Genomic DNA, 15,519 nt, shown 5'->3' with positions numbered 1-15,519 from the left:
GCTTCTAGAAAGGCACCCACTGAACGATATGTTCAGTGGGTGCCCTCTCACTAGAATGTAGCGGCTGCTTTACATTTCTCCGCGTAGTATCTTGATAGCGTCATCGATATGCCCATCAAAGCTAAGGTTCCCCTTCTCCAAAACCACGCCGCGGTCACAAATCTTTGAGACCAAGTCAAGGTCGTGACTCACGACCACCAGGGTCTTGCCTTCTGCACACAGCTCTCTAATCTTGCCAATACATTTTTTCTGGAAGGGTTCATCGCCTACCGCGAGGATTTCATCCACCAAGAAAATCTCTGGATCGGTATGAACAGCCACCGCGAACGCCAATCGCAGGTACATACCTGAAGAATAAAATTTGACCTCGGTATCAATGAATTCACCAATTTCTGAGAATTCAACGATTTGGTCAAACTTAGCCTCAATCTGTTCCTTCTCCATGCCGAGAATTGCAGCGTTGAGATAGACGTTATCTCGTCCAGTGAGGTCGGGGTGGAAGCCCGCACCAACCTCGATCAGGCCAGCGATACGGCCGCGCGTCAGCACTTCTCCCCCATCAGGGTGCATTACTCCAGAGATAAGTTTGAGCAGAGTTGATTTACCAGAGCCGTTAAAGCCGAGTAGAGCTACCCGCTCCCCCTCGCGCACGTCTACCGTTACACCGTTCAGTGCATTGAACTTTTCGTTCAGGTCGCCCTTACGCCCCTTAATGAGCCAGATAAAGGCTTCCTTCATAGAGCGAGTATGGCGGAGCACAAAACGTTTAACCAGAGAGTCAACGCGAATCACCACTGCGGCGTCCGGCGAAACCGGTGGCAGGTTCATTTCTTCAATCTTCACGCTGTATCAGAGCTCCTGAGCAAAGTTGCCCTCAAGCCTACGGAAGAGTGCATCGCCAATCCACAGGGTCACCAATGAGATCAGCAGAGCTATCGGCACCCAGAAGGTCAGAAGGTTCGGAGGGATATGGGAAGTGGGTAGAGTCAAAGCATCCGCACTCAGCGTTGAAATCCAGAAAGCGTAGTGAAACAGCTCTACAGCAACCGTAAGCGGGTTGAGCATATAAACGGTCATCACCCACGGGTAAAGGGTATCCCTCACCATGGTCCAGGAGTAGAGAACCGGCGAGAACCAGGTCGCCACCATTAGAAGCATATCTACGATGTTTTCAGAATCCCGGAAGAATACATTAGCAACTCCGAATATGAGGCCTAGCCCTGCAGAAAATAGCATGATGATAGCCATTCCCACAAAAGCAGCACCCAACTGTTTGATATCGGGGCTCCACCCAGCGAAGAAACAGGCAATCAGCAAGACCAGAATCTGCGGAACAAAATGGATGAGTGCTACCCAAATCGTTGAGACAGAAAACAGCTCGCGCGGCAGATAGATTTTCTTGATCAGAGCGCCATTTACAACCATGGCTTTAGCGCCATTACTGAAACCCTCAGAGAAGAAATTGATAACAATCATTCCTGAGAACAGGTAGATCGCGTAATTCTGCATACCTCGCTCTAGCCCCAGAAAAAGACCCATGGCGATATAGAAGACACCGAACTGGACACCAGGTTTAATGTAGGACCATAAGATACCCAGCACGGATCCTCGATAGCGAACCTGAATCTCTTTATCGACGAGAAGTTTGAGAAGGTACCGGTTTTTGAGAACATCCCTTAGCCCCCTGCCACGACCGGGGGGTAGCAGGGGGGAATGGGTTGAAATACTCATCGACGAAGCTCAGATTCAGTGTGCTGATTGAACGTTTCCTGCCACGCTTCATAGGAAGCAACGCGTGCTGCAGCATCTCGATACTGCTGGCGCAAGGACGCCCACTCGCGGTAAATACGAGCGTGAAGCTTCGTTGCCCTCGCAAGGTTGGCACGCAGCTGCTGGGGATCGCGCTGATACCAGAAAATACCTGTGCCTTCAGCATTGGTAACCAGCACTGAATCAAACTTAGAAACAGTCCACCAACGGTTTTCAGAGTAATTCAACTGAATCTGAGGGTGTTTCTTAGCGAGGTCATCCACCGGTTTGAACAGTTGGCGGCCTACGGTAGAAACAGCCCAGGGAATCAGCTTCTGATAACCGGGTGACTTGAAATTCCGCCTTCCCTTGAAGGGCGGCTTATTTGTCTTAGGCTGGGGATAATCATCCAGATTGGTCTTAAGCTGAGCGTCCTGGAAATCTTTAACCTTGCCCCTAATAACGGGCAGGCGCGCACTGAGTGAAGGATGGAGGTGGTCAGGACCCGATAAAAGGTCCTCGATTGCCATCAAACGGCCCTCTTCAGTGTAATACTGCATGGAAAGCGCGTGCTTGACATCCAGAAAGAGGGACTCCCTAAGAACTGATCCGCCCTTATCGAAGGGTGAATGAATCAGTGCTGTAATGAGACGGTTACGTTCGTGAAAGTAGGCTTGCCAACCTACAGAATCATCTTTATCCTGCCACGATACATGCCACAGAGCAGCACCGGGGAAGGAGACGGTGGCGAACCCGGCCTCTTTCGCTCGCAGCCCGTATTCAGCGTCGTCCCACTTGAGGAATAGGGGTAGTGACAGACCAATCTGCTCGATGATCTCGGTGGGGATAAGGCACATCCACCAGCCGTTGTAATCAACATCGACACGGCGGTGCATCCAGTGGGTGCTCCGCAAGTTCATCTTTCCCAAGTCGTGCCCCAAAGACATGTCTTCGTGGGGACGATCGTAGAAAGTACGCCAGGGGTTAACTACCTCGCCAAAAGCATGCAAAACTGAGCGGTCGTACATATCAAACATATGGCCGCCCACAATGGTGGGGTTCTTGCAGTAATCGGCAAAAGTGATCATTCTCAGGATGGACTCAGGTTCAACCACAACGTCATCATCAAGGAGCAACACATAGTCACTTCCGTTATTAACTGATTCGTACATGCCCCGAGCGAAGCCGCCGGACCCACCAAGGTTACCCTGGTTAATAATCCGGAACTTCCCAGCTAGAGGTGCAACCACATCTTCAAAATCAGGGTGATCAGAAACCTTTTCAGTTCCTTGATCCACGATAAGAATTTCTTTGACGCTCCCTAGAGCATCAAGGTTCTCGCCCAGTGACCGAATGTTATCGATGCAGTACTGGACTTTGTTCATGGTGGTGATTTGGACGGTAGCTTTGCCGCCTTCACCTCCTAAGCGAGGGGTAATAGCGCCTGTCCACTCCGCCTCGACCAGGGTGACGTCACTCTTGGTTGCGGAAAGGTCAAACCAGTACCAGCCACCGTCGCCAAAGGGCGCCAAAGTTAGATCGAACTCTGAGGTCATGGCCCCTGCCACCACCGCAGCATCAACGCGCTGGATTACTCCTCGAGCGTTAGATTTATAGACAACTACCATGCCCTCGCCCTCAGTGTGAACCCTAAGAGTTACAGACTGCAGAGAGGTCCAACGACGCCAGTATGATGCAGGGAAAGCATTGAAATATGTTCCAAAAGACACCGTTTTACCCGATGAAATCTGAGCTGAGCGTCGCCCTAGAACATCTGGCTGGTTAGTTTTGGAAAGTGCAGAATTTGTAGCTACATTTTCTTGGGCAGCCGTTGCTTGAGCGATGGTATCAGCGGCATTGCCGTCCAGACGTGTGGGAAGGTGCACGCCCGTAGCGTTACCACCATCAATATAGAGCGGGATAACGTCAGTTTGGACAGCTTCAGGCAAAATAACGCGTTGAAGTACGCGCTGAGGGCTCACCTCAGTAGTAGTCGTTGTGCTCATATTTCCTTACCTTAAGCGTCAATTCCGCCGGAAGCGATTTGTTGGCCCTTTTCAAAATGGGGGCGGAGCTTATTGTCAAACATTGACAGAGCCGCACCAATAGCCATGTGCATATCAAGATATTTATAGGTGCCCAAACGCCCACCGAACAGTACGTTCTGCTCACCGGCAGCCAAGTCACGGTACTTCAGCAACATATCTCGGTCAGCACCGGTATTGATGGGGTAATAGGGTTCATCGCCTTTCTCGGCAAAACGTGAGTACTCACGGTGGATGACAGTGGCATCCTTAGTGTAGTCCCGCTCCGGGTGGAAGTGACGGAACTCATGAATACGGGTATAGGGATAGGTAGCATCAGGGTAGTTCATAACGGAGCAACCCTGGAAGTCTTCCATCTCGAGAACTTCTTCTTCAAGATCAATGGTGCGCCAGGACAGGTCACCTTCGGCATAGTCAAAGTAACGGTCAACAGGCCCAGTATAAATAACCGGTACCTGGCCGATAACCTTGGAGCGAGAGTACTCGTGACCTTCTTCAAAGAAGTCAGTGTTGAGGTGCACCTCGATATTAGGATGGGCTGCCATACGCTCAAGCCAGGCAGTGTAGCCGTCAACTGGCAGACCTTCGTACTTGTCATTGAAGTAGCGGTTATCGTAGTTGTAGCGCACCGGTAGACGAGAGATGATGGACGCCGGCAAATCAGCGGGGTCAGTCTGCCACTGCTTGGCAGTGTAGTGCTTGATGAACGCTTCGTACAGCGGGCGTCCGATGAGGGAAATACCCTTATCGTTGAGGTTCTTCGGGTCAGTTCCTGCCAGCTCTCCCGCCTGCTCTTGAATGAGGGCCTTAGCTTCAGCCGGGGAGTAGGCTGCATTGAAAAACTGATTGATGGTGCCCAGATTGATGGGCATGGGGTAAACAATGCCGTTGTGGTTGGTGTAAACCCGGTGGGTGTAGTTCGTGAAACCAGTGAAGCGGTTGACGTATTCCCAGACTCGCTCATTGGAGGTATGGAAGAGGTGCGCACCGTAGCGATGTACTTCAATGCCAGTACGCTCTTCGTTCTCACTGTATGCATTGCCGCCGATGTGATGACGTCGGTCGAGCAGAGCTACCTTTAGCCCCAGCTCGGTTGCAGCCTGTTCAGCAATCGTCAGGCCAAAGAGACCTGAACCCACAATTACAAGATCAGCGTTCACTAATACTCCTTGTTTACGAATGATGCTTGGGAAAGCGTCATCTCTATAATTTGTCTCCCACAACGGAGGAAGCTCTACGGTGTGTCTACCTTCTTTGAGGTAAACAAAGTTATATCCAAAGCTACCTGAAAAGGTGGTCTATTACTCATCGATTTGCCTGAGAAGTCGATGTGATTATTGCCCGGTCTGGGACTCAGGCCAATGTGGTGAGCAAAGCCAGCGGGGAAATTATTTGGCAATCGATCACCACATGCTCAAAATCAACTGTGAAAAGTTGCATCACGGATATACGCCCTTGATAGGGCACTTCTCCAGAAATGTAATGGACAGCATGGATATTAGATTGCTGGTTGAAAACCCATCGAAAAAGCAGTTCACCGCTGTGCGTCTACGGTACATCGGCACTGTTTCTGGCGTCCTCCTGCAAGAAAAGCTACAAAAATTTTTCGGGTCAGAGACCCATGAGTGGGCCGTAGCCAGCACCCCCATCAGGGAGTTATTAGTTGGGCAGCCTCCCCTATTCAACGGGTCTATCGTGGAATCTTATCGTGGTAAAGGTGCTGTGGAAAAAGCATCAACAATCTATAGTGCCGAGATTATGCACGGCCCAGACTCCAGAAAGATATTCTCCCTTTCAAGAGGGCGGTGGAGTATCGGCCGAGATAACTGCGATATCACTCTCAATGACCCCAGTATGCACCCACTTGAAGGTTATATGAGGGTGGACCATGCAGGAGTTACCTACAGCTCAAAGCTAAAGAGTCACACTATACAGACCCAATCTCTCATCAAAATTGGCAACAGCGTCCTTAGAATAGGTGAGCCCCCAACATTCTCCGATTCGTTCAGGGATACTGACGATGTTGAAATAGAAATTCCTGCGCCTCGCCCTAAAGCGCTGCGGGTTGCCATGATTCTCATGCCACTCATCGTAGGGTTAACGATAGCTCTCATCACCGGTCTATGGCTGATTCTAGCTATGTCGGTAGCTTCATCAATGTTGATGGCGTTGCACATGATTTCCCACCGTGGTGAAAGTCGAAAGACCCGGAATGCTGTGATGGAAGCAGCTACACGTGATCTAGCCAATGTTAGACAGTTCAGTGCCCATTCAATCGGTCAAGAAATAGTTCTAGGGCATCACCAGCGCGAAACTAAGATACGTAGTACACAAAGAGAGCTCTCAATCCTTCCATGGGTTGATGTAGCTCCCTTTATAGTTAGCGTTGAGCAAGCAGCTGAACTCATGCCTACTATTCCAGTTCACACACAACGGTTGGTTCTTGTACATCTTTTGGCAGCAAGCAGTCACGTGAGTATTTTAGTGACGACGGCTGATAGCTGGTCATATCATCAATTAGTGCAGCCACTTCTGACTCACCCATCAAGCTATGTGGTGAGTAAGCTTGATTCCGGGGCGACAGGAATTATTATCTGTGAAAGAAAGCCCGCCATATTACCCAAAAAAGCGGTAATTTTCTCTCTCTCGAGCGCCGAAGATTCCACCTCCAATGATGTTTACTTGCTGGATAGAGGAGTAAGTCTAGATGGCGTTAGTGAGCCAACCTACCGGGCTCTAATTTGTTCCCTACCTATTCAATCCCTGACCAAGTCAGGGCATTCTGTTGCTGCTTCGAGAACTAGCGACATTGAATATTTTGCCCCTCCCCCTGAGAATCCGCTCCAAGACATCGAAGACCTACAATTCTTTGTGGGAATCGAACCCGAAACCGGGGCTTCACTCACCTACAGTTTAAATACCCATGGTCCCCACTTTCTGTGTGCAGGCACCACGGGCTCCGGTAAGTCACAATTCCTACGCTCGGTGCTCTGGTCCATGGCTCTAAAGGTCCCGCCCACCCGCCTAAGCTTTATCCTGATTGATTTTAAGGGGGGTGCAGGACTAGGCCCTCTAACAGCTCTACCCCACTGCGTTTCTTCCCTCACTGATCTCGATATCTCACAACTCTCCCGTACCCTAAAATACTTACGCGCAGATTTGAAAAAGCGGGAAAAAGCTTTCCATCAAGCTGGAGTGAGCTCCCATGCGGACTACCGTGCTTTGATCTTGGGCGCTGAAAGAACTCTAGACTTTCCTGAAGTTGTGATTTGTATCGATGAGTTCAAAATGCTGGTCGACCAACACCCCATCATCATGAATGAAGTTATGCGAATAGCCACCATAGGTCGTTCGCTGGGGTACCATCTTTTTCTCGCCACTCAGCGTCCGCAGGGAGCGGTGTCTGCTGAAATCAGAGCAAATATCGCCACAGCTTTCTGCTTGAGAGTTAGTTCCATGCAAGACTCCTACAATGTCATATCAGCAGAGGACGCCGCGTCGATTCCTGCCCGATCCCCCGGGGCTGGGTATGCAAAAGACTCTGAAAACCGCCTCATACAATTTCAAGCACCGCTCATCAACGGTTACTACGGGGCCACAGAATCCGAGGTTATTTCTATTTCAGCGGTGTACAACCAGCGCACAGATGATGATCTAGGCCAAGCAGCTCAAGCTCTTACTGATAGAGAGCTAACTACCTTGTGCTCTGGTTTATCTAAGCAGCCATTTTTTGCTGAAAAAAGCTACGCACCGATCGCTCCTTCTCTCAGTGCCCGGCAATACAGGGTTAGCGCTTCCCCCTTCAGCCTCAACATTGGCGTTCTCGAAGTGCCTGATGCGGGTATCCAGAACCAATGGCGGTGGAAAGAAGATGATGGCTGCCTGCTTTTCCTTGCATCACCGATTGAACGCAATGAGCATGTTTTTATGCTGATGGAACAAGCGCTAAGTAACGGTTCAGCTGTCTTTTGTTTTTCCCCATCAGAACAGTTCATTCATCGGGTAAAAATACGATTTCCAGCCTCCACTGCCAGCTGCTATGCCTACTCTCTGAAGGACATCGATTTTGTGCGAGGTGCTGTAGAAACACTTATATCGTCACGGTCACCAGTGCTGCTAGTTTTAGATTGTTTTGATCAAATTCAAGATACTCTCGCACGTTACCCAGATTTTGAGACACAAATACTAGACCTTCTGTCTCCAGTGGGCCAGTGTACTGTAAAAACAATATGTACGGCCTCATCCTTGCCACGCGGCAAGTTCCAGCAACTTTTCGCTAACGTACTCTTTTCGGCCTCCTACCTTGAGACAGATCCCTTGAGGTCCCACCGCAAAGAATACAACCGGCCCCATGAAGGCCAGTTTTCTGTTGAAGGAACCGCCATTCAATCGTTAGTGGGCGACACTGCAGAAAACGGGGTGGTATGCCTTGCGCTTCCAGACCCAGAATTTAGCCCAATCATTCAACAATGCGCTAGAAAGCTAGCACTGGCCCAACTCCCTACTCACCTCTGTCTAAAGGATGTACCTGAGCTTACTGAAAAAGATGGATTCCGCATCGGAATAACGAGAAATGGCTCCGCAGTCTCTCTGCCCAAGCTGGGTAGCAACTTTATAGCTGTTTCTGGGAAGAAGGGAAGCGGTAAAACAAGTTTTCTGCGGTCCCTGATAGACATGAACCAACAGCATTCAGCTATATTTCTACCTGGTGAAGCGAGACCGACACTGAAGCAGCTTAAGGATGCTCTTATCGCTAGCTGTGATGGCTATAAAGATCTTCCCATCCTTTGTATTGATAATCTGCATCTTCTCAACGAAGAGATACAGAGGTTCGTCCTTCAAGAAAGAGATAGTTTTTCTAAGGTTATTGTGGCCTACACCCCATGGCCCAGATGGAGCACTTCTCCTATCCTGTCAGCTTTGTCAGGAACAGAAACTGGGCTAGTATTAGCACCCACCTCCGTATCTGATCTGAACTTTTACACAGCAACGGCCCTACCCTGGGATCTAAAAACTGATGGCAAGGTTCCGCCCGGTCGAGGGGTGCTTATCGATCATGGAACGGTTCTTGCTTTTCACGTTCCCCTGAGAGCGGCTTTTAAGAAGACTGGCGAGTATGATGAAGCAGCGGCTGAGTAAACATCAAGATGATAATTGCTCCACTCAGTAGCACCACCGGCACACCGTATAAAGGTGCGCCGCTTAAAGCAGTTTGAACTCCAATCACAACACCAAAGAATTGCCATACCAGAATAAGCGCGCGGCTAAAAGGGCGATGCTTCCAGAGCGCCACCACACCGATACCCAGAGATAAGGCAACCAGTAGGAAGAATAAGCCTACGACTGATGCTCCCCTCACATCATCCGCTGTCATCACACCGCTCACCGTAAAAAAGAGCAGAGCTAGCACCTCCAGCGCCACAAGGCTACCGGTAAGCTTTACCGCCGCAGGTAAAGGTTGCTGAGACATGATTAGCGCCTTTTCTTTTCATTCTGTGATATCACTTTTACTAGCCTAAAGGCACTTTCGTGGCAGTTCTCACTCAGAAACACCCCCAAGGTACACCCTGTGATATTTCACTCAGCAGTCGGTGCCAATTTTCGCCGCTCCCCCCCTTGTTTGAAGACCCATAACGTGGGAAAGTTAGTGGAGTTCAGCTTTGGCTCCTTACTATAAGGGGCCAAATTTTATTGATAGTTGCTGAAAAATTTTCAGCTTTAGTTATTCCGGTAACACCTAGGAGAGCATGCTAATGGATTGGCGAAGCCGTGCTGCTTGTCTTGAAAAAGACCCCGAACTCTTTTTCCCCGTAGGAAATACTGGACCAGCGCTCCTTCAAATAGAGGAAGCTAAGAACGTCTGCCGTTCTTGCACTGTGATGGATACCTGCCTCCAGTGGGCCATTGAAACTGGCCAGGATTCAGGTGTTTGGGGCGGTATGAGTGAAGATGAGCGAAGGGCTATGAAGCGACGCGCAGCGCGTGCGCGACGTGCGTCCTAAGGTCAGACCATACTGCACAGATATTGCAAAAGAAGGGGAGCTTTCTAGCTCTCCTTCTTTTCTTTAACAGTGTTTTTTGAAGCCCCTCGCTGTGCTTAGCCCGATAGCAAAACTTCTATAGTGACAAGTGTTCCGTGAGGTTTGACTGAGCTCCAATGGATACTGCCACCTAATTCACTTGAAACAAGGGTCATTACAATCTGTGTGCCCAAACCTGAAGATGGAGCACCGCTTTCCAACATCATCTTGGTTTCTTCGGTGAGCCCAACTCCGTTATCAGCAATGCTCACCACCATAATATGCTCACCGCTGGGCTTGTAGTCGTGGGAGCAGCTCAGGGTTACCTCGCCAGTTTGTCCGGCCAAGCCGTGCTCAACAGCATTAGCTACAATCTCGTTGATAACTAGTGCCAGAGGCGTAGCAATTTGGCTGGGGAGCTTACCGAAAGACCCAACTATTCGTGTATTAACGTGCTGATCTGGTGACGCCAGCTCAGCAGCTAGGTTGAATTGCCTGCCGATGAGGTCATCGAAATTGACCTCCTGAGTCAGCCCTTGAGAAAGCGCTTCATGCACCATCGCAATTGTAGAGACCCTTCGCATGGCCTGCTCTAGACCCTCCTTAGCTTCAACGCTGTTCATACGTCGAGATTGTAAACGTAGGAGGGCTGAAACGGTCTGGAGGTTATTCTTCACCCGATGATGTATTTCGCGGATTGTTGCATCCTTAGACATCATCTCAAGCTCTCGGCGGCGTAGCTCCGTCACATCTCTGCAGAGCAATAAGGCTCCGTAGCGTTCTTCGCCTAGTCGAGAGAATTGTCGTAGAGGAATCGCTCGGAAAGTAACATTTTGCCGCTTAGCCTTAATTTCAGCTCGCCAGGGCATACGACCCGTGAGCACCAAAGGGAGAGTCTCATCTGCTTTTTCACCGGCTGGAAGAAGAGACCTGGTGAGATGTAATAGGCTCTCTCCTACCATGTCTCCGCTGAACCCTAAACGTTTATAGATAGATAGGGCATTGGGTGAAGCATAGAGTACGCTGCCGTTAGTATCGAGCATGAGCAGCCCATCACTGACACGGGGATTACCGTGGGCAGTCCCTACCGGTGCCGAAAATTCTGGCCAGGCGCCCCTCGATACCATTTGCAGTAAATGGTGGGCAACGTCCCTGTACGCCCGTTCTGCCTGCTGCCGTTTCCTGGTTCCCAGGTTTTCTCGATGTACTGAGAGCAATGCCACCGGACGCCCGTTTCTGATAAGAGGTATAAATTCAGTATCGAGAATTATGTCTTTAATGGTGTGTTCATCGTCGGTTCCTTTAGGCGTATGACTGTTCCAGCTGGCTACAGCTCTCTCTAAAAGACCGGCGCTAAGCTGCTGCCCTACCCTATCGGTATGAAAGACTGTGTGAGTGGTGGACGGACGAATTTGAGCTAGGCACAGGAATCCTGTATCTGATTCAAGAGGCTGGGAAAGGAGATGGTGACTTCCATCCAGGACTGCTTCTGGAACCCATAGAAGAATGTCGCAGTACCCTGTATCAGCGATGATTTGCCATTCGTTAGTGAGCAAATGTAGCCACTCAATATCACCCGGGCCAAAAGCTCCGCTGCGAGAGAGCGTATCGATCAATGGCATGCTATTTCTTTCTTGAACTGTCTATCACGGCCAACGGGGCACTCTATCTACCCCAAAGCCTAGCTATCTACCCCAAAGCCTAGCTAAAGGGCCGAGTCTGCGTTTATACCTCACGTTATCAGAAGACAGATTTGATACATCATCTGGTAAGTCTTCTGCAGGACGCAAAGCTAGGACATCAGAGATATGTGTAAAGACGCTTTCAAATTCTAGTCCTACCTTGGATCTCGGTGCGGCCTCCATAATAGTTTTACCCGAGAGGCAAGCTTTATCTGTGGTTGCTCGGTCTTCGCTCACATACCCCTCGATTTTTTCTGAGGGACCAAAGCGTTCCCAGGCATGCTCTATTGCCACAGTGGGATTAGCTCCTACGGCATCAGCCCGAACCTTATTAAAGAAGACGCTTCTAGGTATATCCATCATGGTGTCTGCCAAGAGGTTTTTTAGGCTGTCCAGAGCTTTGACCGTTCTGGGTACACCCACCACATCTGCAGCGCCAACAACGAGAATATGGTCTGCTTCAAGAATGCTTGTCAATGAACCGTCATTACGCAAGGGAGCCAGCCCATCAAAGGCCGCAGCTTCGTCCTGCTCAATACAAAACGAGGTGTCAATGATGATCACATCATACTTCTCCCTCAGCATATTGATCACTCGGCTTAGGGCTTTACCCCTGATTTCGGTCCAGCGATCAGGGCGGTTGATGCCGCTAATGATATCCAGCTGATGGGATTTATGCTGAATCGTGCTAACCAGCTCATCAATCTTTTGGCTATCAAGGTTACCTCTATCGGCAAAATGGCACATCTGAGCCAAGCTCGAGTAGTCATCGGTCAAGCCTAAAACAGCCCCTACGGAGGCACCGTAGGTATCTGCGTCCACCAAGCAAACCTTGTGCCCAGCATTTGCTGCTAGCCCTGAGAGGTTCACTGCAAAAGTCGTTCTACCGGGAGCTCCCTGAGCTCCCCAGACAGCCAGCACTTTGCCAAGACGCTCTTCTGTTTTTTCTGAAACAGCCTGATCTAATTCGGGTTCGTGAGATTCAACTTCGGATGTTGAATTACTCGGTTGCCTATCGTAAACGCCAACGTGTGAGTCACCATAATCTTCAAGCCGGTCAACAGCCGAGCGAACGCCCTGAAGTACATCAGGTATATCAGCCAGAGCATCAATGGTATAAATCTCGGAAAAAGGCAGGCTGCTGCCCGGATCGATTACGGCGCACACAGCTACATCAAGTTCATAGAGCACCGCGAGCATCGATTGTGTGAGATCCTCGTATTGGGTCACCAACAAAACTGCACGGGCTATACCGCTCTGCGCGGTTCCCAGCATTTCTCCGAGGTCATGGACGTGGCGTACCACGCTAATATCCCCGCGCTGAGACTCGATTCCCAAAATATACCTGCCAGAAGTATCTCCAACAACAATAATTGGAATCTGCATTACTGGCCTGCCTTATAGGTTGAAGGCACTATGTTGATGACCGACCCATCACTGCTAGCTGCAAGAACTGGGCTCAAAAGATCGGACTCTACCCACAGCTCTACAGCAGATTGACCCGTCCCGCCAATAATCGACTCCTGCGGAGTCACCGAGTGGATTTCAGCCCCCTCAGCAATTGCTCGGGGTTCATTGTATGTATTCGATCCTTCAACCTTTGAGGCAACCCAAATATCTACTCGATCCCCCGCTTGGAAGTCAGCGACTGCGTACTGATCTTTGAGAAGGGTCACCAACCTGCGCCCTTCTTTGAGATCGGTAGTGATCGCTGAAGCCGCCAGCAATTCTCCTGAGACTAGAGGACGCTTGGCAACAGTTCCAGGGGCAATAGGCTGATCTGCGGAGATATATTGTTTGCTAGAGCCAGCTAACCTTGCGTCAACAACCGTTAGGTTTTGGGTCGTGACATGTTCACCAATACCGACATCAGCGGTGAGTGCATAAAAGGGCTCTGTTTGGTTGGTCGCTCGGATAATTCCGAGAACCCCCAGCAGAGAAAGAACCACAATGAAAACTCCGATAAGGAGCCGTGGGTCTGTGGCTCCTGGCTTTTTAAAACGCGGTGTCAGCTTAGATGGCATGGGCAGAGCTTCCTTTATCAAGTTGAGTACTCCTATCAGAATTTTTACTAATCAAACACGAACTTTTCAACTCAACACAGTCATCTGGCCAAACGTTACACCTTAAAGCGCTAACAAGACTCAATAATGGAAATCTTCTTTCAAACTACATCAAAATTTACTAAAATAAATCAAGATAGTGTTTGAATCACCACAAGAAGGAAGCCCCCATGGTCGAACAGCGTTTTCTGACACTGACTGATGTGAGTGAAATCCTCAATATCTCCCTGAGCCAGACTCGCGCCCTGGTGAGAACCGGCGAACTCAAGGGAATTCAGATTGGTGGTCGCAATCAGTGGCGAGTTGAAAGCTCGATGCTTGAACAGTACATTCAGGCCATGTATCAAAAGACTGAAGAAAGCATCAAAACTGAGCAGCTAGACCATCAAGAAGCCTAAGCTTCCTATGTTCTTTTGAATTTACCTGGTATGAAGTACTGCAATCGCCCCAAAGGGGATGACGCGCACTTCATTTCTCTGCGTGCCTTCTTTTGCTTCAATTCTCTGCACAAATAATTCGCAATAGTCAGCGCCCACCGTTGTTATCCGACCTTCAGTGAGCGGGGAGTCTGGCCCACCGTGAGAAATTGACACGGTCTGTTGTGAAGCGGCTAGAGCCCTTAGAACATACCCCAGGGTTAACTTTCTGCTGACCTCCTGGGCTGAGGTGAAGGATTTATTATCCCCACCCTCCCACCACATGAGACTTACCAGGGGAACAATGAGATTACCTGCACTTGATTCCAATTGAATCCAGCCCAGTCCAATATTTTTGAGGGTTCCGCGCCAAATCTCTGAGTTCAACCCATGAACAACAAGAAGCTGACCGATTTGAGCAGCTAGACGGTCTGCTAGATAAATTTTTGCGGCCTCTGACCGGCGAACTTCGGCGGCATCTGCCTCATAAGTAAGCCGTCTACTCTCATCTAGTTGAATCTCATAATCACGAAGAAGCAAATCTAAGTTGTTCATGTATCGAGCCTATCCACTGAGGCAAAAAATGTAAATGAGCATGAAAACAACGAAATATCTTGAAAATGCCTCAAAAAAGGTTAGTATGATGATAATTCATCAAACTACATCAAATAATAGGGTTGGAACGGAACATGAAGAGCAAAATTGTGCGTATCTTCCCGGTGGTTGCTGTTCCTGCCATCGCTCTGATAGGGAGCTTGGCTAGCTACAGCTTTCTCACGCACACACTACACCTTATTTCTCAGGGGCATTCACTGGAGTCCGGGACGTGGTGGGAAGCTCTATCATGTGCTGTAGCATTCACCCTTTGCTCCATTGTTTTTCTGTGGTGGTTCCTCAGTATGGCAGTCAGCTCGATGCTCGCTATCAAGGCTAGAATCCAAGGGCGAGAACAGGTCAGTTTACCTTCCTGGGCTCCGATGGCGGTAAAAGCTACTGTGACGGGGCTGTTTGGATTGGGGCTGCTGAGCAACCCCGCATTGGCCTCCACGATCCCGGCTGTTCAGCCCTTTAGTTCAGTTACTCAGGTTCAGCAACACAAGCAACAGCTTCCGCTAGGCCTTTTCTTGGGCCCTTCTGATGATTCCTTCGGCATTTCCCCCGGTGCATCTCCCCTGTTTTCATATTCACAATCCACGACATTAATTGGCGAAGAAGGAGGTCAGGTGGAAGTGACGGTTACTAAGACTAGTCAACGCACTCAGCTCTCACCATTATTCGGCGGACTCCGAAAGTCAGTAGAAGCTCCGCGGGCATCTTCACAGGATAACGACCCCGTGGCGCTCGTATCACCACGGGTATACATTATTCAGCCGAGCGACACTCTCTGGTCCATTGCCGAACAGCACCTACCCGCTACAGCTAGCGGTTCTGAAGTGCTCAACCTTGTCCACAGCATTCAATCTGCCAATTCCAAAGACATTCCAACACTTGAAAGTTTCATTTACCCGGGGCAAAGCATCACGCTTCCTTTCTGAGGAGAAAAC

General features: G+C 49.6%; 13 protein-coding genes. 4 read left to right on the top strand and 9 right to left on the bottom strand.

Features of this window, described 5'->3' with window-relative positions; all coding sequences use genetic code 11:
• Nucleotides 1–69: 69 nt before the first annotated feature.
• The 4 genes from ABD982_RS03495 to glf are packed head-to-tail and all read right to left on the bottom strand — an operon-like array spanning nucleotide 70 to nucleotide 4,954.
• Nucleotides 70–843 (bottom strand): ABC transporter ATP-binding protein, encoded by a 774-nt coding sequence (locus ABD982_RS03495; RefSeq protein ID WP_251379054.1) that lies wholly within the window; start codon nucleotides 841–843, stop codon nucleotides 70–72.
• A gap of 6 nt (nucleotides 844–849) precedes the next feature.
• Nucleotides 850–1,731 carry an ABC transporter permease gene (locus tag ABD982_RS03490; protein ID WP_251379055.1) on the bottom strand — a complete coding sequence of 294 codons (882 nt, stop codon included), beginning with the start codon at nucleotides 1,729–1,731 and terminating at the stop codon, nucleotides 850–852.
• Complete coding sequence (locus tag ABD982_RS03485; protein ID WP_345444784.1) at nucleotides 1,728–3,755, bottom strand: glycosyltransferase; 2,028 nt, start codon at nucleotides 3,753–3,755, stop codon at nucleotides 1,728–1,730. Before ABD982_RS03485 ends, ABD982_RS03490 begins: the two co-directional genes overlap by 4 nt.
• Before the next feature lie 11 nt (nucleotides 3,756–3,766).
• Complete coding sequence (glf, locus tag ABD982_RS03480; protein ID WP_251379057.1) at nucleotides 3,767–4,954, bottom strand: UDP-galactopyranose mutase; 1,188 nt, start codon at nucleotides 4,952–4,954, stop codon at nucleotides 3,767–3,769.
• A gap of 232 nt (nucleotides 4,955–5,186) precedes the next feature.
• Here glf and ABD982_RS03475 point away from each other — a divergent pair, with 232 nt between their 5' ends.
• Nucleotides 5,187–8,933, top strand: a complete 3,747-nt coding sequence (locus ABD982_RS03475) for an FtsK/SpoIIIE domain-containing protein (RefSeq protein ID WP_345444781.1) — start codon at nucleotides 5,187–5,189, stop codon at nucleotides 8,931–8,933.
• Here the strand turns inward: ABD982_RS03475 and ABD982_RS03470 are convergent.
• Entirely contained in the window at nucleotides 8,893–9,264 is a 372-nt protein-coding gene (locus ABD982_RS03470) for a hypothetical protein (RefSeq protein WP_251379059.1), read from the bottom strand. The genes ABD982_RS03475 and ABD982_RS03470 overlap by 41 nt on opposite strands.
• 283 nt (nucleotides 9,265–9,547) lie before the next feature.
• Here ABD982_RS03470 and ABD982_RS03465 point away from each other — a divergent pair, with 283 nt between their 5' ends.
• Nucleotides 9,548–9,796: a WhiB family transcriptional regulator gene (locus ABD982_RS03465; RefSeq protein WP_135013289.1), complete on the top strand. Its 249-nt coding sequence runs from the start codon at nucleotides 9,548–9,550 to the stop codon at nucleotides 9,794–9,796.
• 95 nt (nucleotides 9,797–9,891) lie between these two features.
• On the opposite strand, the gene ABD982_RS03460 is transcribed toward ABD982_RS03465, so the two are convergent.
• From ABD982_RS03460 to ABD982_RS03450, 3 genes are all read right to left on the bottom strand, one after another.
• The gene (locus ABD982_RS03460) at nucleotides 9,892–11,436 is read right to left on the bottom strand and encodes a sensor histidine kinase (protein WP_345444780.1); all 1,545 of its coding nucleotides are present in this window, start codon (nucleotides 11,434–11,436) and stop codon (nucleotides 9,892–9,894) included.
• Nucleotides 11,437–11,499: 63 nt separating this feature from the next.
• Nucleotides 11,500–12,882 (bottom strand): CpaE/TadZ family protein, encoded by a 1,383-nt coding sequence (locus ABD982_RS03455; protein WP_345444779.1) that lies wholly within the window; start codon nucleotides 12,880–12,882, stop codon nucleotides 11,500–11,502.
• Nucleotides 12,882–13,520 carry a CpaB family protein gene (locus ABD982_RS03450; RefSeq protein WP_345444777.1) on the bottom strand — a complete coding sequence of 213 codons (639 nt, stop codon included), beginning with the start codon at nucleotides 13,518–13,520 and terminating at the stop codon, nucleotides 12,882–12,884. Before ABD982_RS03450 ends, ABD982_RS03455 begins: the two co-directional genes overlap by 1 nt.
• A 209-nt stretch (nucleotides 13,521–13,729) precedes the next feature.
• Between ABD982_RS03450 and ABD982_RS03445 the strand changes: the two genes are divergently transcribed.
• Entirely contained in the window at nucleotides 13,730–13,957 is a 228-nt protein-coding gene (locus ABD982_RS03445; RefSeq protein WP_345444775.1) for a helix-turn-helix domain-containing protein, read from the top strand.
• Nucleotides 13,958–13,978: 21 nt separating this feature from the next.
• On the opposite strand, the gene ABD982_RS03440 is transcribed toward ABD982_RS03445, so the two are convergent.
• Nucleotides 13,979–14,530 carry a hypothetical protein gene (locus ABD982_RS03440; RefSeq protein ID WP_251379064.1) on the bottom strand — a complete coding sequence of 184 codons (552 nt, stop codon included), beginning with the start codon at nucleotides 14,528–14,530 and terminating at the stop codon, nucleotides 13,979–13,981.
• Between the two features lie 134 nt (nucleotides 14,531–14,664).
• Between ABD982_RS03440 and ABD982_RS03435 the strand changes: the two genes are divergently transcribed.
• On the top strand, nucleotides 14,665–15,510 hold the full coding sequence (locus ABD982_RS03435) for a LysM peptidoglycan-binding domain-containing protein (protein WP_345444771.1): 846 nt from the start codon (nucleotides 14,665–14,667) through the stop codon (nucleotides 15,508–15,510).
• Nucleotides 15,511–15,519 lie beyond the last annotated feature (9 nt).

Origin of the sequence: Rothia endophytica (assembly GCF_039543885.1) — a bacterium.
Lineage (GTDB): Bacteria > Actinomycetota > Actinomycetes > Actinomycetales > Micrococcaceae > Rothia > Rothia endophytica.
This window is presented reverse-complemented; position numbering and strand designations above follow the sequence as displayed.

Bases quoted from the DNA above. Each gene is read 5' to 3' on its own strand.
- ABD982_RS03450 (WP_345444777.1), bottom strand. From the start codon at position 13,520: ATGCCATCTAAGCTGACACCGCGTTTTAAAAAGCCAGGAGCCACAGAC.
- ABD982_RS03445 (WP_345444775.1), top strand. From the start codon at position 13,730: ATGGTCGAACAGCGTTTTCTGACACTGACTGATGTGAGTGAAATCCTC.
- ABD982_RS03455 (WP_345444779.1), bottom strand. From the start codon at position 12,882: ATGCAGATTCCAATTATTGTTGTTGGAGATACTTCTGGCAGGTATATT.
- ABD982_RS03440 (WP_251379064.1), bottom strand. From the start codon at position 14,530: ATGAACAACTTAGATTTGCTTCTTCGTGATTATGAGATTCAACTAGAT.
- ABD982_RS03460 (WP_345444780.1), bottom strand. From the start codon at position 11,436: ATGCCATTGATCGATACGCTCTCTCGCAGCGGAGCTTTTGGCCCGGGT.
- ABD982_RS03490 (WP_251379055.1), bottom strand. From the start codon at position 1,731: ATGAGTATTTCAACCCATTCCCCCCTGCTACCCCCCGGTCGTGGCAGG.
- ABD982_RS03465 (WP_135013289.1), top strand. From the start codon at position 9,548: ATGGATTGGCGAAGCCGTGCTGCTTGTCTTGAAAAAGACCCCGAACTC.
- ABD982_RS03435 (WP_345444771.1), top strand. From the start codon at position 14,665: ATGAAGAGCAAAATTGTGCGTATCTTCCCGGTGGTTGCTGTTCCTGCC.
- ABD982_RS03485 (WP_345444784.1), bottom strand. From the start codon at position 3,755: ATGAGCACAACGACTACTACTGAGGTGAGCCCTCAGCGCGTACTTCAA.
- ABD982_RS03470 (WP_251379059.1), bottom strand. From the start codon at position 9,264: ATGTCTCAGCAACCTTTACCTGCGGCGGTAAAGCTTACCGGTAGCCTT.